Annotated in this window: 16 protein-coding genes and 1 pseudogene; 15 read left to right on the top strand and 2 right to left on the bottom strand. The window is 59.9% G+C overall.

Annotated elements, in window-relative coordinates:
* The first annotated feature begins 128 nt into the window (after positions 1 to 128).
* The 13 genes and pseudogenes from SBC1_RS25885 to SBC1_RS25945 all read left to right on the top strand — a co-directional run bounded on the left by SBC1_RS25885 (position 129) and on the right by SBC1_RS25945 (position 14236).
* Positions 129 to 434 (top strand): non-heme iron oxygenase ferredoxin subunit, encoded by a 306-nt coding sequence (locus SBC1_RS25885; RefSeq protein ID WP_165100907.1) that lies wholly within the window; start codon positions 129 to 131, stop codon positions 432 to 434.
* Positions 435 to 470: 36 nt separating this feature from the next.
* The gene (locus SBC1_RS25890) at positions 471 to 1697 is read left to right on the top strand and encodes an NAD(P)/FAD-dependent oxidoreductase (protein WP_165100903.1); all 1227 of its coding nucleotides are present in this window, start codon (positions 471 to 473) and stop codon (positions 1695 to 1697) included.
* An 18-nt stretch (positions 1698 to 1715) separates the two neighbouring features.
* Positions 1716 to 3008 (top strand): aromatic ring-hydroxylating dioxygenase subunit alpha, encoded by a 1293-nt coding sequence (locus SBC1_RS25895; protein ID WP_165100899.1) that lies wholly within the window; start codon positions 1716 to 1718, stop codon positions 3006 to 3008.
* Positions 3009 to 3518 carry an aromatic-ring-hydroxylating dioxygenase subunit beta gene (locus tag SBC1_RS25900; RefSeq protein WP_165100894.1) on the top strand — a complete coding sequence of 170 codons (510 nt, stop codon included), beginning with the start codon at positions 3009 to 3011 and terminating at the stop codon, positions 3516 to 3518.
* 51 nt (positions 3519 to 3569) lie between these two features.
* Positions 3570 to 5984, top strand: a complete 2415-nt coding sequence (locus SBC1_RS25905; protein ID WP_165100891.1) for a xanthine dehydrogenase family protein molybdopterin-binding subunit — start codon at positions 3570 to 3572, stop codon at positions 5982 to 5984.
* Positions 5981 to 6820 carry a xanthine dehydrogenase family protein subunit M gene (locus SBC1_RS25910; protein WP_165100888.1) on the top strand — a complete coding sequence of 280 codons (840 nt, stop codon included), beginning with the start codon at positions 5981 to 5983 and terminating at the stop codon, positions 6818 to 6820. The genes SBC1_RS25905 and SBC1_RS25910 overlap by 4 nt, the downstream gene beginning before the upstream one ends.
* Before the next feature lie 5 nt (positions 6821 to 6825).
* Complete coding sequence (locus tag SBC1_RS25915) at positions 6826 to 8046, top strand: 2Fe-2S iron-sulfur cluster-binding protein (protein WP_165101642.1); 1221 nt, start codon at positions 6826 to 6828, stop codon at positions 8044 to 8046.
* 100 nt (positions 8047 to 8146) lie between these two features.
* Positions 8147 to 9112: an amidohydrolase family protein gene (locus SBC1_RS25920; RefSeq protein WP_165100885.1), complete on the top strand. Its 966-nt coding sequence runs from the start codon at positions 8147 to 8149 to the stop codon at positions 9110 to 9112.
* Positions 9113 to 9170: 58 nt separating this feature from the next.
* On the top strand, positions 9171 to 9923 hold the full coding sequence (locus SBC1_RS25925) for an Asp/Glu racemase (protein ID WP_165100882.1): 753 nt from the start codon (positions 9171 to 9173) through the stop codon (positions 9921 to 9923).
* 31 nt (positions 9924 to 9954) lie between these two features.
* Positions 9955 to 10809, top strand: a complete 855-nt coding sequence (locus SBC1_RS25930; protein ID WP_165100879.1) for an alpha/beta fold hydrolase — start codon at positions 9955 to 9957, stop codon at positions 10807 to 10809.
* Between the two features lie 24 nt (positions 10810 to 10833).
* Positions 10834 to 11877 (top strand): 2,5-dihydroxypyridine 5,6-dioxygenase, encoded by a 1044-nt coding sequence (locus SBC1_RS25935; protein WP_165100876.1) that lies wholly within the window; start codon positions 10834 to 10836, stop codon positions 11875 to 11877.
* Between the two features lie 9 nt (positions 11878 to 11886).
* The gene (locus tag SBC1_RS25940) at positions 11887 to 12510 is read left to right on the top strand and encodes an N-carbamoylsarcosine amidohydrolase (protein WP_165100873.1); all 624 of its coding nucleotides are present in this window, start codon (positions 11887 to 11889) and stop codon (positions 12508 to 12510) included.
* Between the two features lie 130 nt (positions 12511 to 12640).
* Positions 12641 to 14236 (top strand): annotated as a pseudogene (locus SBC1_RS25945) (MFS transporter).
* Between the two features lie 160 nt (positions 14237 to 14396).
* Here SBC1_RS25945 and SBC1_RS25950 read toward each other — a convergent pair.
* Positions 14397 to 14903 carry a MarR family winged helix-turn-helix transcriptional regulator gene (locus tag SBC1_RS25950; protein ID WP_165100870.1) on the bottom strand — a complete coding sequence of 169 codons (507 nt, stop codon included), beginning with the start codon at positions 14901 to 14903 and terminating at the stop codon, positions 14397 to 14399.
* Between the two features lie 397 nt (positions 14904 to 15300).
* On the opposite strand from SBC1_RS25950, the gene SBC1_RS25955 reads away from it, so the two are divergent.
* Entirely contained in the window at positions 15301 to 16626 is a 1326-nt protein-coding gene (locus SBC1_RS25955; RefSeq protein ID WP_165100867.1) for an MFS transporter, read from the top strand.
* An 85-nt stretch (positions 16627 to 16711) separates the two neighbouring features.
* On the opposite strand, the gene SBC1_RS25960 is transcribed toward SBC1_RS25955, so the two are convergent.
* Positions 16712 to 20320, bottom strand: coding sequence for an ABC transporter ATP-binding protein (locus tag SBC1_RS25960; protein ID WP_165100864.1), 3609 nt, complete (start codon positions 20318 to 20320; stop codon positions 16712 to 16714).
* A gap of 98 nt (positions 20321 to 20418) precedes the next feature.
* Here SBC1_RS25960 and SBC1_RS25965 point away from each other — a divergent pair, with 98 nt between their 5' ends.
* On the top strand, positions 20419 to 21354 hold the full coding sequence (locus tag SBC1_RS25965) for a LysR substrate-binding domain-containing protein (RefSeq protein ID WP_165100861.1): 936 nt from the start codon (positions 20419 to 20421) through the stop codon (positions 21352 to 21354).
* Positions 21355 to 21467 lie beyond the last annotated feature (113 nt).

Here is a 21467-nt window from a genome sequence, read left to right on the forward strand (position 1 = left end):
GCAAATCCGCCCCTTTATCTGTAAATACGCTCACAAAGGGTAAACGATAGTTTTGACAATATTGACTCAGGGCGGATTAGAGCTATGATTATTTCATCAGCATACTGATCAATTCACCAGGCAAAGTGATGACACTCAAATTCGCAGCAAACCTTGACGATCTGAGCGCGGATGAACCTTATGCCACGACGATCGAGAACGAACAGATCGCTCTGTACCTGGTAGACGGTGAGGTCTATGCAACGCATAACGTTTGCACCCACCAGTTCGCGTTGCTTAGCGACGGTTTTCTGGAAGACGGATGCATTGAGTGTCCGCTTCATCAGGGGAAATTCGACGTGAGGACCGGTGCCGCCCTGTGCGCGCCCACGACCGCGCCGATCAGGACTTACAAGATTCAGATCGAAAAGGGCGCCGTGATGGTCGAGCTTTAAGCGATCCCCCCTTTGACTCAAGCCAGGAATTTAAAAGTGGAAACGATCTTGATTATCGGCGCGGGACAGGCCGGTGGCCGCGCAGCCGAGACGCTGCGGGCACAAGGCTTCGACGGCTCGATCGTGCTCGCCGGTGACGAACAGCACCGGCCTTACGAGCGTCCGGCATTGTCGAAGACCATGCTGACGGCGATTGACGATAACGACTGCTTTGACGCGTGGCTTCACTCGAGTGACTTCTACGAGACGAGCAATATCGACTGGATCGCGGATAGCGTTGAACTACTCGATGTGATGCACCGCACAGCAACCTTCCGAAGTGGGCGAAGCGTCAGGTTTGACAAATGTCTGATTACGACGGGTGGGCGAGCGCGTCGGCTTCCCGGAACGCCGGACAGCCGCCATGTTTTTACGCTGCGCACGCTGCAGGACGCGATGAGAGTACGAGAGCGCATGGCTGGCGCGCGTTCGGTGGCGGTTATCGGGGGAGGTTTCCTCGGGCTGGAGTTCGCCGCAAGTGCCAGGGCCCGTGGAATCGATGTCACTGTCGTGGAAGCCGCTGAGCAGTTGCTGGGACGCGCGCTGCCGCGCGAATTCTCTCAGCGTCTACGCGCCAAGCACGAACAGAATGGAGTCAGGTTCATGCTCGGCGCAAAGCTGATTTCCACAACGGAAGAGGCGGGCGGGGTGAACCTAAGGTTCGAAGGGAATACGTCGGAGCGCTTTGACTTCGTTGTGGTTGCCATTGGGCAGGAGCCGAATGAATCGCTCGCCAGGGCTTCCGGTCTTGAGACGGGTAACGGCATACACGTTGATGCGCATTGCGAGACGTCGGTTGCCGGCTTTTATGCAGCAGGCGATTGTGCGAATTTTCCGTTTGGAGCGTCCGGCAGGCGTTTGCGTCTGGAGTCATGGCAGAACGCGCAGGACCAGGCGATTGTCGCTGCCCGCAATATGCTGGGAGAGTCGGTCGAGTATCGCCCAAACCCCTGGTTCTGGACTGACCAGTACGACTGGAACGTCCAGATGCTGGGCATGCTCGACGGTCCAATGGATCAGTGGATCGAGCGTCGGACTTCCATCGACAAGACCTTGCTCATGGGCTTGCGGGATAACGCGATTGCGTACGCGCTCGCGGTAAATAACGGAGGTGAGCTGCGGGCAATTCGTCGTTTTGTTGAGCAGGCGACCCAGGTCGATCCCGAAGCTCTCGCGGACCCGAGCGTCAAGCTGCGGCAACTTGAACGACAAGCTCACTCATAACGTATTCAGGAGAGCATTTTGTATTCGTCAGAGACAGTCATCGGCCTCGGTACGCCGAGCGTCAAGAATAAGCCCATCGAACAACTGGTCTGGCCGGAAGAGGGCCTTCATGCGATCCCGGACTGGGTCTATACGAGTGACGATGTATACGCTCGCGAGGTAGAACGGATTTTTCACGGCCCCACCTGGAACTTCGTTGCACTCGAGGCCGAGGTTCCGAATAGCGGGGACTACAAGCGTTCATACGTGGGGCCGACGCCGGTGGTTGTATCGCGCGCAGAAGACGGTTCCATCCACGTCTTCGAGAATCGTTGCGCCCACCGTGGCGCCGAGTTCTGTCGCCACACGCGCGGCAACAATACCGAATTTGTCTGCCCGTATCACCAGTGGTCTTATGACCTGAAAGGGAACCTGCAAGGTATTCCGTTCAAACGCGGTGTGAACAAGCTCGGCGGGATGCCGCGCGACTTCCGCAACGAGGACCACGGTCTCAAGAGGCTCGCTGTCACCACGCGCAATGGTGTGGTCTTCGCGTCATTCACGCACGACATGGAGCCGATTGAAGATTACCTGACACCCGAAATCCTGAAAGATTTCGACGCTGTCTTTAACGGCAAGAAGTTGCGCATTCTCGGGTTTTACAAGAACGAGTTGCCGTGCAACTGGAAGATGTATCACGAGAATCTGAAGGACCCGTATCACGCGACCCTGCTGCACTCGTTCCTTGTTGTGTTTGGCCTGCTGGTCGCGGGCAACCGGTCGGCGATGGTGGCCGACAGCAAGCGCGGGATTCACGGGACGATGGCATCGGCGAAAAGTGATTCACTTTATGCGGCGGTGGATGCCGACAAGAAGAAAGAGATGCGTTCGTTTCACGAGGGCATGGTCCTGAAGGACGAGCGCTTTCTTGAGTACGTCAAGGAATTTGATTCCGAGTGGTCGGTGACCATGCAGACGATCTGGCCGAACCTGATTGTTCAGCGCGAAATGAACACCTTGGGCGTACGGCATATTGTCCCCAACGGCCCGAACAGCATGATCATGCTATGGACCATGTTCGGCTACGAGGACGATACCGAAGAGACCACGCGCCACCGGCTTCGCCAGGGCAACCTGATGGGACCGGCGGGTTTCCTGGGTCTGGAGGATAACGAAGCAATGAAGTTTGTTCAGGAGGGGGTTCGCCGCTCCGTAACGGACCGCAGCGTTATCAAGCTTGACAGCGAAAACATTGGAACCGCGGATAGCCTGATCTCTGAAGCGGCCATTCGTGCGATGTACAAGCACTATCGTGAAGTAATGGGGTTCTAAATGCTGCCAGGATTCGAAAAAAAACCGATTGCACGCGACATGGCGCTTGCAGCGCGCCTGGCCGTGGAGGATTTTCATGCTGAATATTGTGCTGTGCTCGACGGCGGCGACATCGAACAGTGGCCAGAGTTTTTCACGGAAGACTGTGTTTACCGCGTGACCGAGTACGAAAACGCTGCTCATGGTTTTCCGGTCGGTTTGGTCTACGCGGAAGGCCGGAACATGCTCCGCGACCGTGCAGTAGCCATTTCCAGAACCCAGATGTTCGCGCCCAGACAGATGCTGCATTTCATCACCAACGTCCGCATCCTCAATGTGACCGATGAAGAGATCATTGCTCAGAGCAATTACATGTTGCTGCAGACGCTGGTTGAAGGGGCGACCTCGCTGCATCAGGCCGGCCGGCTTTTTGACCGCTTTGCGCGCAACGGCGCTGACCTTCTTCTCAAGGAACGGCAGGCGGTTTATGACACTGCCATGATCGCAAACGATCTGGCCTATCCTGTTTGAACGGCGTGATCAGACAATGTTATTCGCGGGCTACGAACTTGGGAGAGGCATATGAGCAGCACTGAACCGACGGAAGCGCCCATTGAAAGTGGCGGCGTCGGCGCTCGCGTGAGGCGGCGCGAAGATGAGCGGCATCTGCATGGGAAAGGGCGATTTGTCGCCGACTATACGTTTCCTGATCTGCAGGAAGTCGCGTTCTTGCGCAGCCCGCTTGCGCACGCGCGTATTGAGCACATTGGCAAGCCGGAGCGCTTCTCCGACCGGGTCATTGTGCGGGAAGACATGCATACCGCCACGGACATTGTGGCCGACTCCAGCTTGCCAACGTACAAGCCTTCCGCGCATCCTCCGCTTGCTTCGGGGAAGGTCCGTTTTGTCGGCGAGCCTGTGGCCATGTGTTTCGCGAGTTCTCGCGCCGAGGCTGAGGACATCGCGGAAGAGGTTGAGCTTGATCTGGAGGAGCTGCCCGCATTTGCAAGCGCCTTTGCGGCCCGTGAGCGCACCGATGTCCGTGTGCATGATCACTGGACCGACAATCTCTTCCTCGACCTCAAGGCGGATGTGAATTTCGACGAACGCTCCAAGGATGCGCCCGTCGTCGTGAAGCAGAAGGTCGACCTGGCGCGCCAGTGCATGGTCCCCATGGAAGGCAAGGCGGTGCTGGCGTACTGGGATCATACCCAGGCGCAACTTGTCGTGATTACGTCGACCCAGGTGCCGCACATGATCCGCACGGTGCTGTCTCAATGCCTGGGAATCGATCATGCTCAAGTCCGCGTGATTTCGCCCGATGTTGGCGGCGCGTTCGGATATAAATGCGTTCTCCAGCAGGAAGAGCTTTGCATTGCGTGGCTCGCTCTCACGTACAAGCGGCCCTTCCGGTTTATCGAAGATCGTCGCGAGCATCTGATCGCGGGCGCCAACACGCGTCAGCATCATTACGAACTGACGGCCTATGCGGACAAGAACGGGCGGCTCCTGGCGCTGGACTGCGATCTGTTGATCGATGGCGGGGCCTATTCGGCGTGGCCTTTTACGATAGGACTGGAAACAGGACAGGCCCTTGGCAACCTGCCCGGCCCGTATGATTTCAGTGGTTACCGCTGCCATACGCAGTGCGCGGCGACCAACAAGCCGGGCTTTCTGCCGTATCGCGGCGTGGCCCGTACAGGCGTCTGCTTCGCGATTGAGCTGACCATGGACGCCATAGCGCGGGCGGTCGGTCGCGAGGCGTGGGAAGTGCGTTACGACAACCTGGTTCGTGGGTCGGACATGCCCTATACGAACGTTGTCAAAAAGCACTACGACAGCGGCGATTTCCAGGAGAGTCTGAAGCGCGCAGCCGCACAACTCGATGTCGCCAAATGGCGCCGCCGCCAGAAAGAGCGCGAGCCGGACGGCAGGCTGATCGGTATCGGTTTTGCGACCTTCACCGAACAGTCAGCTCATGGAACGGCGGTGTTCGCGTCGTGGGGTTTGCCGGTCGTTCCCGGTTATGACCTGGCAACTGTGCGCATTACCGCGGACGGCGGTCTCGAAGTACGCGCCGGCATTCACTCCCATGGGCAGGGCATGGAAACTACCCTGGCACAGATCGCCAATGAGGTGTTGGGCGTACCCATCCAGAAGATCAAGGTCATTCACGGCGACACGGCTCTCACGCCGTATTCAACGGGTACGTATGCGTCGCGCAGTATTGTCATGGCTGGCGGCGCGGTCGCTGCAACATGCCGCGAACTGGTGCCGCGGCTGATCAAAATTGGCGCGCATATCCTTGGTGAAATGGAGGACGCAGTCCGGTTCGAGGCTGGCGAGGTTATCGGCGCAACGGGACGGGTGTCCCTGGCGGATATCGGGCACGCCTGGTACTTGCGGCCCGAACGTCTGCCCAAGGGCGTCGACCTGACGGGCCTCGAGGCAACTCACGGTTTCAAGCCCAAGGTCGATACCGGCGCGTTCAGCTACGCAACGCATGCGGCCGCCGTTGCAGTCGATACAAAAACCGGCCACGTCGAGATCCTGGAATACGTGATTGTTGAGGATTGCGGAAGAATGATCAACCCGATGGTTGTCGAAGGGCAGACCATTGGCGGCACGGCACAAGGCATTGGTACGGCATTCTATGAAGAGACGCTATATGACGAAAATGCCCAGCCTCTGACCTCTACGCTTGCCGACTACATGTTGCCGGGGCCGACGGAGCTTCCGCCGCTGACAATTCTTCATATGGAAACGCTGTCGCCCTATACCGAGTTCGGCGCGAAGGGTGTCGGTGAAGGGGGCGCGATCGCGCCTCCGGCGGCACTTTTCAATGCGGTGAACGACGCGCTCAGCCCCTTGGGAGCACTCGTCTCCGAAACACCTCTCACGCCGCGTAGGTTGCTCACGGCCATTGAAGCTGCGAAGGCCGCTGCACGCGACAAGGCAGAGGCATCGGCAGAACCTGTTCACGAGGTGATTCGATGAAGGCCGCCGCTTTTGATTACGTCAGGGCCGCGACGCTGCCGCAAGCGCTAAGCGAACTCGGCGCTTCGGCCGGGAGCGTCAAACCAATAGCCGGTAGCCAGTCGATGGGGCCAATGCTCAATCTCCGGCTGGCAAGGCCGTCGAAAGTGATCGACGTATCGCGTGTCGATGAACTGCGCAGCGTGACCGTTTCAGGCGACCTTATTCGTGTGGGTGCGGCCATCACTCATGCGGAAATTGAGGACGGCAAGTACGAGCTTTTGCGGAACGATTTTATGCAGTATGTCGCCTCGGGTATTGCATATAGAGCAATTCGCAATAGAGGAACCATTGGCGGCAGCCTTGCGCACGCTGATCCTGCAGCGGACTGGCCGTTGGCGCTTGCCACTCTCGACGCCCGGATCGAACTCGCGAAGGCAAGCGGTACGCGCCGCGTGCGTGCCAGCGAGTTCATGCTGGGCGCATTCACGACGCTGTTGGAGGAAGGCGAGATCATCTCAGCGGTTTTGTTGCCGAGGATGGGACTCACCTTGCGCTGGGGCTATCACAAGCTGTGCCGCAAGACGGGTGAGTTCCCACACGCAAGCGCGGCCGCCGCGTTCGAAGCGCAAACCGGTTTGGCCCGCGTGGTGCTTGGCGCGCTTGATGGTCCGCCCGTAGCGCTGGAAGCACTCTCTCAGTCAATAGCGCAACATGGACCCAGCGCGGCGACTCCCGAGGCGATTGCGGCGGGCGTGGCGAACGCGATGCCGAATGCCGACACTATCGACCGATCCATGCATGAAGCGACTGTCGAGCGTTGCCTTGCGCAAGCCTTCGGTTCATCCGCGCGTTAACAGGAATTTCCATGTCTGTCATTGAACTCACCATCAATAACCGGGCAATCCGCGGCGATGTCGCGCCGCGTACCCATCTGGGCGACTTTCTTCGCGACAATCAGAACCTGACTGGCACGCACCTTGGTTGCGAGCACGGTGTGTGTGGCGCGTGTACGGTTCTTATAGACGGTGAACCAGTGCGCTCCTGTATCACGTTTGCAGTGGCCTGTGACCATCAGAAAGTTCGTACGATCGAAGGCTTCGACGACGACGAACTGATGAAGCGGCTGCGCCGGTCGTTCTCCGTTCATCACGCTCTGCAATGCGGCTACTGTACGCCGGGCATGCTCATTACCGCGCGCGATATCGTACGGCGTTTTCCGGATGCTGATGAGGCGCGCATTCGACTCGAGCTCTCAGGAAACCTGTGCCGTTGTACGGGGTACGTCGGTATCGTCAACGCGATCAAAGCCGTGCTTGTCGACCTGAAGGAGAATCCGCCAGCCGATGTTGCCGTTGCCCCAGTTCGACAGGAGCCTGCACATAAAGCCCCGCAGCAGGCAGCAGGCGAGTTTCAGACGTTCGCCGCGGTGGGCGCGATGTCTGTCGATGCCCCTGCGCGCTTATCGCGGGACGATGCCGCGTCGCCGGTTTCAAACGTCCAGCAGACGGGTGCACGCAAGGGCTGGACCGCAATTGACGACAGCTTTGTCGTGCCGTTCCCGCTCGATCAGGTTTGGGCGTTCATGGGCGACCTGCCGTCTGTTACCGCATGCCTTCCGGGCGCCGAATTGATCGAACACGACGCGGAAAAGGTGAAAGGGAAGATCGCCATCAAGTTTGGTCCGATGTCGGCGAATTTCGCGGGCGCGGCGCGCCTTGAACGCGATGACGCTGCGCACCGCGCCGTGATGCGCGGAGCCGGGCAGGACAACATCAGCCGCTCGAAAGCAAATGGCGACGTGACTTACGCATTGAGCGATGAATCGAACGGGACGCAGACGCGAGTAGCCGTCACGCTCGAATATATGTTGCAGGGACCGCTGGCTCAATTCTCGCGGTCGGGCCTGGTTAAAGACTTCGTACGCCGGATGATTGCCGACTTTGGTGCGCGGATCACAGCACAACTAGCGGGCGCCGAGTTGCCTGCCTCCGCAGATTCGACAACCCGATTCAACGTCGGTAGTCTGGTGTGGAGTGTTCTCTGGGGCCGCATAAAACGTCTCTTTGGCCGAGGCGAATAAATCCGCTGGCCACGGTAGCTTGAGACGGGCTTTAGGGTTCGTCGAAGCTTACGTAGTCTTCAAACTATCAGTATGCTGAATAAATATATGGAGTCTTTTCATGACTAAACGAATTCGGAAAATTGCCCTGGAAGAACACTTTTCAACGCCCGGCTTTCAGGGCTACTCGAAGAGCTTTACTCAGCACATTGCCCCTGACGTACTGGCGGATCTCGCTGCGCGCCTTGCTGACTTCGACGAGCAGCGCATTGCCGAGATGGACCGTGCAGGGATCGATTACACCATCCTGTCCCAGACAGGTCCGAGCGTGCAGGGCGAGACTGATCCGGCCGTGGCAATGACTCGCGCGCAGGAAAGCAATGACTTCCTGGCTAAGCAGATTGCGCGTCACCCAACGCGGTTCGGCGGTTTTGCCACGTTGCCCATGCATACGCCGATAGGTGCCGTTGACGAACTGACCCGCACTGTACGCGAGCTCGGTTTCAAAGGCGCGCTGGTCAATGGACACACCTTGGGAACGTACTACGACGACCGCGCGTACGACGTTTTCTGGGAGCGGATGCAGGAACTCGACGTGCCACTGTATCTGCATCCTACAGATGCTTATGTCATGCCGAAGGTGTTCGACGGTCATCCGGAATTGACGGGTGCTGCATGGGGATGGGGCGTGGAGACCGGCAGCCATGCGCTGCGGCTCCTCTTCGGCGGTGTCTTCGACCGCTTCCCCGCGCTGAAGGTCATCCTGGGCCACATGGGCGAAGGCTTGCCGTATCTGCGGTGGCGATTTGACAGCCGTTTCCCTGTTTATTCGCACGGTATCCGGCTTGAGCGCGCGCCGTCCGAGTACATCGGAACGAACATCCTGATCACTACATCCGGTGTGTGCTCGGCACCCTCGCTGCTTGGCGCGATTGGCGAAATGGGTCCTGAGGCGGTGATGTTCTCGGTGGACTACCCGTACGAATCGACATCAATTGCCGCTGATTTCATCGAGCAGGCGCCGCTGGATGAAGCGGTCCGCAAGCTTGTTTGTCACGGTAATGCGGAACGCATTTTCAAGCTATGACCTCGGTACTGCCGCCACGATCATAAGCATACCAAATCAAATGTACACGGAGCAAGCAATGACAAAGCAATATCGGATTGGCCAGATTGTGCCGAGTTCGAACACGACAATGGAGACGGAGATTCCGGCGATGCTGGTCGCCCGCCAGACAATCCGTCCCGAGCGTTTCACGTTCCATTCCAGCCGCATGCGTATGAAGAAGGTGGTCAAGGAAGAACTGGCCGCAATGGACGCGGAGTCGGACCGCTGCGCGCTTGAACTGAGCGATGCGCGTGTGGATGTGCTGGGCTACGCGTGCCTCGTTGCAATCATGGCGATGGGGCACGGTTATCACCGCGTGTCGCAGGAACGCCTGCGCTCGCGTACCGTTGAGAATGGCGGGGCGGCACCGGTCATCACCAGTGCCGGCGCATTGGTCGATGCGCTGAAGGTGATCGGCGCCAAGCGGATCGTAGTCGTCGCGCCCTATATGAAGCCGCTTACTGAACTGGTGGTCGACTATATTCGCAACGAAGGATACGAGGTGCTTGATTACCGTGCGCTTGAGATTCCCGACAATCTCGATGTTGGCCGTCACGACCCGAGCCTGTTACCTGGCATCGTGACCCAGATGGATACATCGAATGCCGATGCGATCGTGCTCTCGGCCTGCGTGCAGATGCCGTCGCTGGCGGCAGTAGCCAAGGTCGAGGCGATGACGGGCAAGCCGGTCATCACTGCCTCGATTGCGACCACCTACGCAATGCTCAAGCAGCTCGGTCTGGAAGCAGTCGTGCCGGGTGCCGGTGCGCTGCTATCGGGTGCTTACTGACGTGCCCACGATCGATCAATCCCGTACCCTCATGAGCACAGCATCCACCTTCCTCTATGGTGGCAACGTCCACGCGAACGGGATCCGCCAGCATTACCTGCGCTACGGCGGTGCCACCTTGGCGGACGCCGGGCGCGACGCCGTCATCATCGTGCCGGGTATCACCAGCCCGGCCGTGACGTGGGGTTTTGTCGGCGAGCGCTTCGGCACGACGTTCGATACCTACGTGCTTGACGTTCGTGGCCGGGGGCTATCTTCGGCGTCCGATACGCTCGACTACAGCCTGGATGCGCAAGCTGCAGACCTGATCGCGTTCGCTCAGGAGGTCGGGCTTGAACGCTACAGCGTGGTGGGTCATTCGATGGGCGCACGCATTGGCGTACGCGCCGCTCGTACGCAGCCAGCCGGTCTGGCGCGGCTGGTCATGATCGATCCACCCGTGTCCGGACCGGGGCGCCGTTCGTATCCGTCGCAGCTGCCGTGGTACGTCGATTCCATGCGGCTTGCGCGCGAAGGAACGGATGCAGAAGGCATGCGCGCGTTCTGTCCCACCTGGACGCATGAGCAGAGGCAGCTGCGCGCGGAGTGGTTGCATACGTGCGACGAACGTGCAGTGATCGCGAGCTTCGAGGGTTTTCATACCGACGATGTCCATGTGGACCTGCCCCACGTCGGCGTCCCTGCCATGCTGATGACCGCCGGGCGCGGTGATGTGGTGCGCCCGGAAGATATCGAGGAGATCCGCACGCTGGTGCCCCGGCTCGCTCATACGCATGTTCCCGATTCCGGCCACATGATTCCGTGGGACGACGCGGAAGGCTTCTATCGCGCGTTTGGTGACTTTCTGGGCGCAGCGTTGCCGGTTCGGATTGACGGCCGGGCCTGACGCCCCTTTTTTACGGAGACCACTATGCCAGTCAGTGACTACCAGATGATTGAAGCGTGGAAGCAGGTGCTCACGCTCTCGCGGCTCGAGGCGGGTCAGACCGTCACGATTCTCACGGGTGCCGGGACGCATCCACAAACACTCTCGACCGCGCTGATCGCCACGCAGTCGATGGGCGCGATCGTCAACCGGTTGGACCTGCCACCGGTGAACGGCGAGAAGGCACTTAGCCGTGACCCGCTCGCGTATCTCGGCACGACGCCGCTCACGGGGAACCCTGCGGCGATCGCCGCACTCAAGGCGAGTGACCTGGTGCTGGACTTGATGACGCTGCTGTTCTCACCCGAACAGCTCGATATCCTGAAGACTGGCACCAAGATCCTGCTCGCGGTCGAGCCACCCGAGGTGCTTACGCGGCTCGTGCCAAGTCTGGCCGATCGCGAGCGCGTACTCGCCGCACAAGCGCGTATCAACCGGGCCCGCGAGATGCACATCGTTTCGGCTGCAGGGACGGACTTTCACTGCCCGATAGGCGAATTCGAGGCGATTGCAGAATACGGTTTCGTCGATGAACCGGGGCGGTGGGATCACTGGCCGAGCGGCTTCGCACTGACTTTCCCGGATGAAGGCCGCGCTTATGGGCGCATCGTGATCGATCGCGGAGACATCCTGCTGCCGCAGAAGCGCTACGTTCAGGATCGTATCGAACTGACCATCGAGAATGGCTTCGCTACCCGGATTGACGGAGGCCTGGACGCAGATCTGCTCAACGAATACATGAGCACGTTCAGAGACCCCGAGGCGTACGCGATCTCGCACATAGGCTGGGGGCTTCAGCCGCGCGCGCACTGGTCGACGCTGGGCTTATACGATCGCGAGGCGACCATTGGCATGGACGCACGTGCCTTCGAAGGCAACTTCCTGTTCTCGCTAGGACCGAACAACGAAGCGGGCGGGAAACGCACGACGACCTGTCACATAGATATCCCGCTGCGTCACTGCGACGTATTCCTCGATGGTGAAGCAGTGGTGCGCAACGGCCGCGTGCTGGATAAACAAGATTGTTAAGGAAACAGCATGTCCAATGAACTTGATACCTACCAACGCCAGAGCTTCGGCTCGACGCTCGAACCGAAGGCGCCGGTGGGTCTGCTCATCATCGATTTCGTCAATGGCTTTGCGGACCCCGAAGTGTTTGGCGGGGGCAATATCGCGTCGGCCATCGAACGCACCGTCGCGCTGCTGGCACACGCGCGTGAGCGCGGTTGGCCCATCGCCCACACACGCATTGTGTTCGCGGACGATGACGCCGATGAGAATATTTTCACACTGAAGGTGCCAGGTCTGCTCGCGCTCAAGGAGCGGTCGCACAACAGCGCCATCGTCCAGCAACTCACGCCGCGCGAGGGCGAGCTGGTGGTGCGCAAGACGGTACCCTCGGCGTTCTTTGGCACGTCGCTGGCTGCGTGGCTCGCATTGCGTGGCGTACAGACACTGGTGATTGCCGGCGCAGTGACAAGCGGCTGTGTGCGCGCAAGCGTGGTTGATGCCATGCAGTGCGGCTTCCGTCCGTTCGTGCTCTCCGATTGCGTTGGCGACCGCGCCATTGCTCCTCACGACGGCAACCTGTTCGACATGGCGCAAAAATACGCGGCCGTCATGACCCGCGACGAAGCGCTGGAAGTACTCGGGGATTGGTAGCCGCCGTGAAGGAATAGGGTGCACCAAATAACAGCGTGGTTTGACTCTGGCCCGGCAGCGCCCGGTCAATTTTGTGCAATTAGCATAACTGAACTGAAACGTGGTGAGAGTCGTGCCGCCAAGAGTGAGAATGGACATCTCGACGTCAGAGCCAACGCGGCGCGCTATCACTCGCCGCGAATTTACGCTGATCATCGCGTCATCATTCGGGGCATTACTCGAATGGTACGATTTTTATATCTATGCCGCGTTGGCCGGAACATTCAGTACGCTTTTTTTCCCCAGCGGCAACGACACCACGGCTTTCCTGGCGAGTCTCGCGACCTTCGGTGCGGGGTTCCTTGTGCGACCGCTCGGCGCGTTGTTCTTCGGCCGTCTCGGTGACAGGATCGGCCGGAAATATACCTTTATGGCGACCATCGTCCTGATGGGTGCCGCTACGGTTGGTGTCGGGCTGCTGCCTTCTTTCGCGAAAATCGGCATGCTGGCGCCGGTGTTGCTCGTCGGCCTGCGACTATTGCAGGGTTTCGCACTGGGCGGTGAAACGGGTGGGGCGGCTACTTACCTTGCGGAACATTCTCCTGCAAGCCGCCGCGGGCTCTACACGAGCTCGCTTCAAACCACCGCGACGCTTGGCTTGCTGTCATCCATTGCGGTGGTCAGCGCAAGCCGGAGCGCCATGGATAACGCGTCATTCCAGGATTGGGGCTGGCGCGTGCCATTCCTGGTTTCTCTTGTGTTACTCGTAATCTCCGTCTACCTGCGGACAAAGCTGGCGGAGTCGCCGACCTTCCAGCGCATGAAAGAGGCGGGAAAATTATCGGAGTCTCCGATCAGCGAGAGTTTCGGCAAGTGGGAAAATCTCAAGTACGTGCTTATCATGCTGTTCAGCACAGCGTCCGGCGTTGGCGTCGTGTTTGGGACTGGCCACTTCTACTCAATGTACTTCCTGCAGAACACATTGAAAGTTGCACCCGACACGGTGAGCCTTTTTCTGGCTATCGCGCTGGTGTGCGTCTTTCCGTTCTACCTTGTATTCGGCTGGCTTTCGGACCGCATCGGGCGCAAGTGGATCATGATGACCGCATGCCTGTTGCTCGCACTAACCACGCAGCCCATCTTTCACGCCCTGACGCACTACGCCAATCCGAAACTGGAGCTGTTCCAGAAAACCTCGCCGGTAACAGTCCACGCGGATGACTGTCACTTTTCGCTGTTCGCCGCGCCAAGGAGCGAATGCGACCGCATCCGCTCGTTCCTGAGTGCCTCGGGGGTCTCGTATCAGCAAGTGCCGTTGCAGGGCGGCCAGACGACCGCTACGGCCATTGGCGACGTGACAGTGCACGGCAGCGACCGGGGCGATCTGGAGCGCGCGCTGCTGGCCGCTGGCTGGGTACAGCACGCGGACCCGTCGCAGATCAACGCGCCTGCCGTGGTCTTCCTGATGTGGTTGCTGATCGTATATCTCGCTATGGTCTACGGCCCGATGGCGGCATTCATGGTCGAACTCTTTCCCGCGTGAATTCGCTACACCTCTCTCTCACTTCCGTTCCATCTCGGATCTGGCTGGTTCGGCGGCATGTTGCCGTTCGTGGTCTCCGCGATGGCAGTCGAAAACGGGAATGTGTACTTCGGCCTGTGGTACCCGATCGTGATTGCAGGCATGTCCGTGATAGTCGGCGTGCTCTTCGTTCCTGAAACGTTTCGTCGGGACATCTCGCAGTGAAGCGGGTTTCCAGCTGCCGCAGAAAATCGTTCGGCGCGGTTGCCTCGACCGAAATCCAGGCACATGCACCGTGCACGGTTGATGTCTGGCGACCACTTGATGCCAGAGCCGTGGCGGTCCCTGATCAGCAGGGGAACTGGCGTCTTAAGATGGCGGTTTCTCAGTCGAAGTGCTTGAGCAACGTGCGGCCGTACTGGTTGTTGCCTTCGACCAGTTGCATCATCATGCGGACGAATTCGACGCGCTCCTGCGGGTCCAGTGGCGCCAGGAACCGGACCTGCGCTTCGCGCATGCTCTCGTACATTTCGTTCATTACGCGTCGCCCCTTGGCGCTGATGTTTGCAATCTTCTGCCGTCCGTCAGCAGGGCTGGGCTCGCGCTTGACGAGCCCACGCTCTTCCAGGCGCCGGAGAACGTCTGCCATGGTTGTACGGTCGACGCCGACTTCAGCGCACAGTGACGTCTGGTCGAGCCCGGGACGCTCGCTTAGCGTCGTAAGCAAGCCGTACTGAACCGGAGTGATCGCGAAATCCTTACAGCTTTCGAAGAACAGCGCGATGTGGATCTGGTTGAGGCGCCGGATCAGGAAGCCCGGGCGCTGCCATAAGTGGCCGGTCTCAATCGTCGGATTCGAGACGGTCGCTTTCTTCTCCGTAACTGTGCCCATATTCATCCTTTCCAGTAAGTCCTGTCAGCCGGGTCAAGTGTAACTCGCGCTTGCATGATGGCGGGCAAGAGCCTGCTTGGGGAGGCGGCAACTTCGTCGCATTCCTGTTCGTGCAACCCCTATGCGAACCCCTGTTGCATTTGGTTTTTTTTCAGGATAAAAACTTATTTGTCAGTGCGCTGATGATTTTACCGCCAAGTTGCCAGACCGACTTCACAGACAGATATTTCCCCAACCTAAAGAGTCAACTTAACCCAAGCGTCGCGCAAGGATATCGACCAGCGCGTTCTTCAGTTACCAAGGCGAAATCTATATCGTCAGTATGCTGATTAGTGTGCTTGCCAGTGCGAATCGGCAATTTTGCCAGACGTCAACTTTCACGTGTTTGGAGCCAACAATGAGTACTACACCAGCCAGATCAAATGAGGCGTCCCTGGGGCGCCAGTCGATGTCCTGGAGTGACATCAAGACGCTAGGTCTCGCCTCACTGGGCGGCGCGCTTGAATACTACGATTTCATCGTGGCCGTATTCTTCACCAAGTTGCTCGCCACGGTCTTCTTTCCGCCGCACACGCCGGAGTGGCTAGCCCAGCTCGAGGTGTTTTGTATCTTCGCCGCCGGCTACCTTGTTCGTCCGATCGGGGGCATCTTCTTCGCCCACTTCGGCGACCGGATCGGGCGCAAAAAGATGTTCGCGCTCAGCCTGTTCCTGATGGCGTTCCCTACGCTGCTGATTGGTCTGCTGCCTAGTTACGCGATGCTCGGCATGATCGCGCCGCTGCTGTTCCTTTTTTGCCGGATACTTCAGGGCCTTTCGGTTGGCGGTGAAGTGCCGGGGGCATGGATCTTTTGCTCCGAGCACGTCCGGCGCGACCGCGTGGGGCTTGCTTGCGGCCTCCTGATGTCAGGACTTTGCACCGGTATCCTGCTCGGTGCATTGAGCGCGAAGTACCTGATGGGCAGCCTCGATGCGGATAGCCTGAAGAGCTGGGGCTGGCGTGTGCCGTTTATCGCTGGCGGGATCTTTGGACTGATCTCTGTCTACCTGCGCCGCTATCTGCACGAAACGCCTGTTTTCGAGGCCCTTCGCGCCAAGCGCGCTTCCGACCCGCGTCTGCCGCTGTCGGTGGTGCTTAAGCATCATCGGGGTGCGATAGCAGTGTCTCTGCTCGCCACATGGGTGTTCTCGGGAATCTTCGTGCTGTATTTCCTCTACACGCCGACCTTCCTGCAATCGCAGTTTCACTATGAAGCGAAAGCGGTCTTCACCAACAACTCCTGGTCGATCTTCGGGCTGATCATTGGCAGTACGGCCGCCGGATGGGCTGCAGACAAGATTGGCGGTGGCCGCGCGTATGCGCTGGGCAGCCTTGCCATGCTGGCTGTGACAAGCGCTTTCTACTTCGCACTGAGTTCCGGAAGCAGCGCGGTGTGGCCGCTTTATATTGCGGGCGGATTTTTGATCGGCACCATTACGCTCGGACCGTACATTATCGTCAAGAGCTTCCCGCCTGAAGTCCGCTTCACCGGATTTGCGCTGTCGTACAACACCGCTTACGCGATCTTCGGAGGTACTGCGCCGGCAGTCGCTTCGTACTTGGTGGGTCGGCAGGGGATCGTCATGGCGCCCGCGTGGTACATCGCCGGGCTGTGCGTGCTTGGTGTGGTCATCGGACTTTCATGGCGAGCACCGGTGCACGCTGACGCAGGCCCATCGCACTGAGACCGCGCGGAACAAAGTCGACGTGAACCGGCCAGCAGCGTTGGCATATTGCTATAAGCATCCGTGGCGTACATGAACGGCCGCCTCACGCGGAGTGTTGCAAGCCGCTGCCTACCTGTTGCCGGTTGACCAGCTGCGCATAGACCGAGTTGTTCGCGAGCAGTTGCGCGTGGGGTCCCGCTTCAATCACCGAACCGTGATCCAGCACGATGATCAGGTCGGCCTCGCGTACGGTCGCCAGGCGGTGAGCGATAATCAGGGTCGTGCGGTTGGCCATGAGCGTTTTCAGCGCGGCGTGTACCTGTGCTTCGCTGATGGCGTCCAGATGTGACGTTGCTTCATCCAGGACCAATACGGGCGCATCCTTGAGAAAAGCGCGCGCGATGGCAACACGCTGACGCTGGCCTCCTGACAACTGCACACCACGTTCACCAACGCGCGTGGAGAGCCCTTGCGGCAGCGTTGCTATGAAGTCGGCGAGCGATGCCTGCTCCAGTGCCAGTCGCAATGCGTCCGCGCTGGCATCAGGCCGGGCGAGGCGAATGTTGGCCTCAAGCGTATCGTTGAACAGATACGTGTCCTGTGACACGAGGGCAACGTGTGAGCGTAGCGAGTCGAGCCGCAAGCGCCGTAAGTCCACGCCATCGAGTTGGACCGAACCTGTATCGGGGTCCCAGAAACGCAGCAGCAGGTTCGCAATCGTGCTCTTGCCGGCGCCTGATGCTCCCACAAGCGCTGCCGTAGAGCCGGCACGCACGCGGAAAGACACGCCATTCAACACAGGTTGGGCACGCTCGGCGTAGGCAAAGCGAGCGTCTTCAAAGCGGACTTCCGATCCTCCCGGCGATGGTTGCAAGTCGCGTTCTCCATCGAGCACTCGAACCGGCTCGTCATGCACGACCCTTAACCGCCGAGCCGACGCAATCGTATCCGCCAGTTGCCTGCCCACCTGCGCGATCTCAGCCACTGGCATGAAGGCGGCCACGGCTAGCAGAATCAGCATCGGCAGCCAGGCCGCCGAAAGCTGCCCGGCTGAGACCAGCCACGCGCCGACTATGGCGACTGTCAATCCGCCGAGGCCCGTAGCGACATCCAGCAGCGCAGTTTGTCGAGCCAGATCCGCCAGCAGTGCGAGCCGGGTCACGCTGTATTCGCGCGCCAGCGCCATGAACGCTTCTCGCCGACGTCCGGTCGCCTGGAACGCGAGCAGATCGGATAAACCCTGGATGGTCTCTGTCATATGCGCGCCGAGCAGGCCCAGCGATTCGCGTGCCTTGCTGCCCAGCACATCGATACGGCTGCGCCCGCGCACCGGCGAGAGCATCGCGTACGCCAGGAACGGCAGCAGCCCGAGCGCAAGTGGCCAGGCCGCCGTTGCGAGGACGGTTATCACCGCGGCCGGCACCAGTACCGCGACGACTGCGGGGGCGACCGTATGCGCGTAGAAATATTCGATGGTCTCAACGTCTTGCGTGGCGAGCGTTACAAGGTCGCCGGAGCGACGGCGCAACAAGTAGCCCGGCGCCAGACGATCAAGTTGCCTGAACAATCGGATTCGAAGATCCGCCAGCAGCCGGTACGCCATGTCGTGCGCGAGCCAGGATTCGAGCCAGTGCAAAACGGCAGCAAGCGGGGCAACGAGCAACAGATAGGCCGCAATGGCCTGATGCGGATCGCCGGCACGCAGCGCAGAGACCAGCCATGCACCTAACACACCAACGCCAATGAAGGCCGTCACTCGCCCGACGCCTAATAGAATGGTCAGCGCCAGACGTACCCGCCAGGGATGGATTGCCGTGACCAGCGACGCAAGGGTTGCCTTCCAATCCAGGATTCTCGCATCGGCATCAAGCTCGCGCGGACCTTGCACAGCATCTTCTTCCGTGTCGCCAGCGTGCCCGATTTTCCCGAGGGGCGCCGCGGGCACGCCTGCCTGAAGACTGGCTGCATCGGAGCGCAACGCGGAGACTCGGTGAGGCGTCGCTTGCGCCGCCATCAAGCGGTGATACAACCCGCTTCTTTTCATCAGTTCGTTATGCGTACCACTTTCCGCGACAAGGCCATCGTCCAGAACCAGGATGCGATCGGCGCCGATCACGCTTGACAGACGGTGCGCGAGAATCAGCGTGGTGCGGCCTTGCATCAGACGGTCCAGCGCCCGCTGAATCAGCGCCTCGTTTTCCGCATCGACGGCCGAGAGGGCTTCATCCAGGATCAGGATTGGGGCATCGCGCAGCAGTGCCCGGGCAATGGCAAGCCGTTGGCGCTGGCCACCAGACAACTGCACACCGCGTTCGCCGATAGAAGTCTGATACCCGTCAGGCAGGCTCGAGATAAAGTCGTGAGCGTAAGCTGCCCGCGCGGCGGCTTCCAGCTCATCAGCGGTGGCGTCCGGGCGCCCGAGCCGAAGGTTTTCCTCGACGGTGCCAGCGAATAACATGGTGTCCTGCGCGACCACCGCGATCTTCGCGCGCAGTGCGTCGGGGTCCAGCGTACGCACGTCCTGACCCGCAATGCGGATACTGCCGCTTTGTGGATCGTACTGGCGCAGAAGCAGACGAACAATCGAAGACTTGCCTGCGCCGCTCGGTCCCACAATGCCGATGCGCTCGCCTGCCGCCACCGAGAATGTCAGCCCGCGGTGCGCGAGTCCCCGGCCACCGGCATAGGCAAAGCGCACGTTGTCGAAATCCAGTGACGCCTGAGTGTCGCGCAACGGGTCCGTGCCGGCTTCCGGCATGGGCGGGTTCGCCTCGAGCAGCGAGCGAATGCCCGCGGTTGCGGCCTGCCCGAGCATGCCCTGGTGCAAGACGCTGCGCAGGTCGCGCAACGGCCGGAAAATCTCCGTACCCGCCATCAGGACGATCAGGAGCGTGGTCAGGCCCATCTGCCCGTGGGTCACGCGCCACGCGCCAAGAACGAGCGCGAGAGCTGCGCCCAACGCGGCTCCAAGATCGACGATGCCGCGTGTAAGGAGGCCCGCTGCGAGCACCCAGAAGGTGTTGTCGGAGACCGCGCGTGCCTGCGTGGCGAGGCGTTCGCCCCATACGCGGCTTTGCCCGAACGCCTTGAGCGTCGGCAGGCCCTGGACCGCGTCGAGAAACGTTTCACCGAATTCCTTGAATGCCTGGGCGCGCGCAAGGCTGGTGCGGCGTTCATGCATATGCACGGCGATCGGTCCGAACAACGCCACGAGTGCGGCCACCAGGAGCACGGCGGCCACGGGCAGGTCCCAGAATGCGATGAAGCCGAAGATGGCAAACGGCGCACAGAGGGCCACGGCCAGTTGCGGCAGATACTGCCCAAAGAAGGTCTGCAACTGCTCGACGCCGTCGATGACCGACAACATCACGCCGCCCGTACGTTGTTCGGCAAACCAGGCCGGCCCGAGCGCCACAATGCGGTCATACAGTTCGCCACGCAGCGTTTCCTGGGCTCGCGCTGCGGTGCGGCAGGCGATGCTCGTGCGCCATTGATCCAGCAACGCGCGCAGCACGATCGCAGCCGCCACGGCGACCGAGGGCGTTACCCACGATTGCCACGGACTGCCGCGCAAGACTAGAGCGAGCAACTGGCCCAGAAACACAAACCGGGCGATTCCGGCCACCAGGGCCAGCAGTCCGACGGCAATGCTGAGCACCATGTGCCCGCGTAGGCCTTTGGTCAGTTGCCAAAGGCGAAGATCGAAATACATCTGGGCGGCTCCTTAAGATATTGGGTCATCGTGGCATGGACTGGAGTCGCGCGCGAGCGATGCTTTCTCAACCAGGGTTGAGCTAAACTTTACCCATCATGCCAAGACTCTCTCCCCATATTCCGCCGTTATCTGCCCTGAAGGCGTTCGAAGCCGTGGCAAGGCTGGGCAGCCTGAGTCGCTCGGCGCAAGAGCTGAACGTTACCAAGAGCGCGATCAGTCATCAATTGCGCGCGCTGGAATCGGCACTGGGTACAACGTTACTTCACCGCGGCGGCACGACTTCACGCGCGTCCCCCACGCCTGCAGGGCAGGAGTTGTTGCTGGCTATTGAAGCGAGCCTGATTCCGTTGGGTGAAGCCTGTGAGCGCATAACCATGCGGCGGCGCAAGCGTCGCCGCACTTTAACGGTTTCCGCCAATGCGCCATTTTCATCGCTGTGGCTTGCGCCCCACGTGGTTGAATTCTCGACGCGCCATCCGGAGATTGCGGTGAACCTGAGGGTGTTTGACGACGAGCCCGACTGGCAGAATGACACGATCGATATCGCGATCCTGCGCGTGCCGTTGACAGACGTTTCAAACGACACTCAGAACCCTCACCCGAGCGACCGGGCGCTGGTCCGGGAGATTGTGTTCCCTGTGTGCAGCCCGTTGTTGATGGACCCACGGATCGCTACTCCACAGACACTGACCGAGCATCGGTTGCTGCAGGAGGAGCACACGTCGAGCCCTGAAATAGACTGGCAGACGTGGTTCGCGCTGCTTGGTGCGGGTCCGCTTCAGGAGCAGAACCTGGTCCGGCTGAGCAGCTTTAACCCGATCATCGGCGCCGCGATTGCGGGAAAGGGCGTCGCGCTAGGCCGCTCACCGCTGATCGATTTTGACCTCGCCCACGGCCGGCTGGTTCGCCTGTTTCCGGAGCATGAATTGCCGGGGTCGTGGCAGTTCGTCATTCGCCTGCATCCCGAGCGCTCATCTGATCCGACGCTGATCCAGTTTCAGACTTTCATGCTCGAGCGCTCGGCGATCTGATTTCTTCGAGTTTCCTGATAGAGCGCGTCCCGCTGAAAATCTGCGACTCTGCTTTGATCGATATCAGAAAATCTTCGTTGGTCGGATGTATCGGCTTGTTTAGACTTCATTTC

The organism is Caballeronia sp. SBC1 (assembly GCF_011493005.1).
In the GTDB taxonomy this organism is placed as follows: domain Bacteria; phylum Pseudomonadota; class Gammaproteobacteria; order Burkholderiales; family Burkholderiaceae; genus Caballeronia.

Excerpts from the sequence above, each read along its gene's own strand:
- SBC1_RS25885 (WP_165100907.1), top strand. The coding sequence starts at position 129 with ATGACACTCAAATTCGCAGCAAACCTTGACGATCTGAGCGCGGATGAA.
- SBC1_RS25900 (WP_165100894.1), top strand. The coding sequence starts at position 3,009 with ATGCTGCCAGGATTCGAAAAAAAACCGATTGCACGCGACATGGCGCTT.
- SBC1_RS25905 (WP_165100891.1), top strand. The coding sequence starts at position 3,570 with ATGAGCAGCACTGAACCGACGGAAGCGCCCATTGAAAGTGGCGGCGTC.
- SBC1_RS25910 (WP_165100888.1), top strand. The coding sequence starts at position 5,981 with ATGAAGGCCGCCGCTTTTGATTACGTCAGGGCCGCGACGCTGCCGCAA.
- SBC1_RS25920 (WP_165100885.1), top strand. The coding sequence starts at position 8,147 with ATGACTAAACGAATTCGGAAAATTGCCCTGGAAGAACACTTTTCAACG.
- SBC1_RS25925 (WP_165100882.1), top strand. The coding sequence starts at position 9,171 with ATGACAAAGCAATATCGGATTGGCCAGATTGTGCCGAGTTCGAACACG.
- SBC1_RS25930 (WP_165100879.1), top strand. The coding sequence starts at position 9,955 with ATGAGCACAGCATCCACCTTCCTCTATGGTGGCAACGTCCACGCGAAC.
- SBC1_RS25935 (WP_165100876.1), top strand. The coding sequence starts at position 10,834 with ATGCCAGTCAGTGACTACCAGATGATTGAAGCGTGGAAGCAGGTGCTC.
- SBC1_RS25940 (WP_165100873.1), top strand. The coding sequence starts at position 11,887 with ATGTCCAATGAACTTGATACCTACCAACGCCAGAGCTTCGGCTCGACG.
- SBC1_RS25950 (WP_165100870.1), bottom strand. The coding sequence starts at position 14,903 with ATGGGCACAGTTACGGAGAAGAAAGCGACCGTCTCGAATCCGACGATT.
- SBC1_RS25955 (WP_165100867.1), top strand. The coding sequence starts at position 15,301 with ATGAGTACTACACCAGCCAGATCAAATGAGGCGTCCCTGGGGCGCCAG.
- SBC1_RS25960 (WP_165100864.1), bottom strand. The coding sequence starts at position 20,320 with ATGTATTTCGATCTTCGCCTTTGGCAACTGACCAAAGGCCTACGCGGG.
- SBC1_RS25965 (WP_165100861.1), top strand. The coding sequence starts at position 20,419 with ATGCCAAGACTCTCTCCCCATATTCCGCCGTTATCTGCCCTGAAGGCG.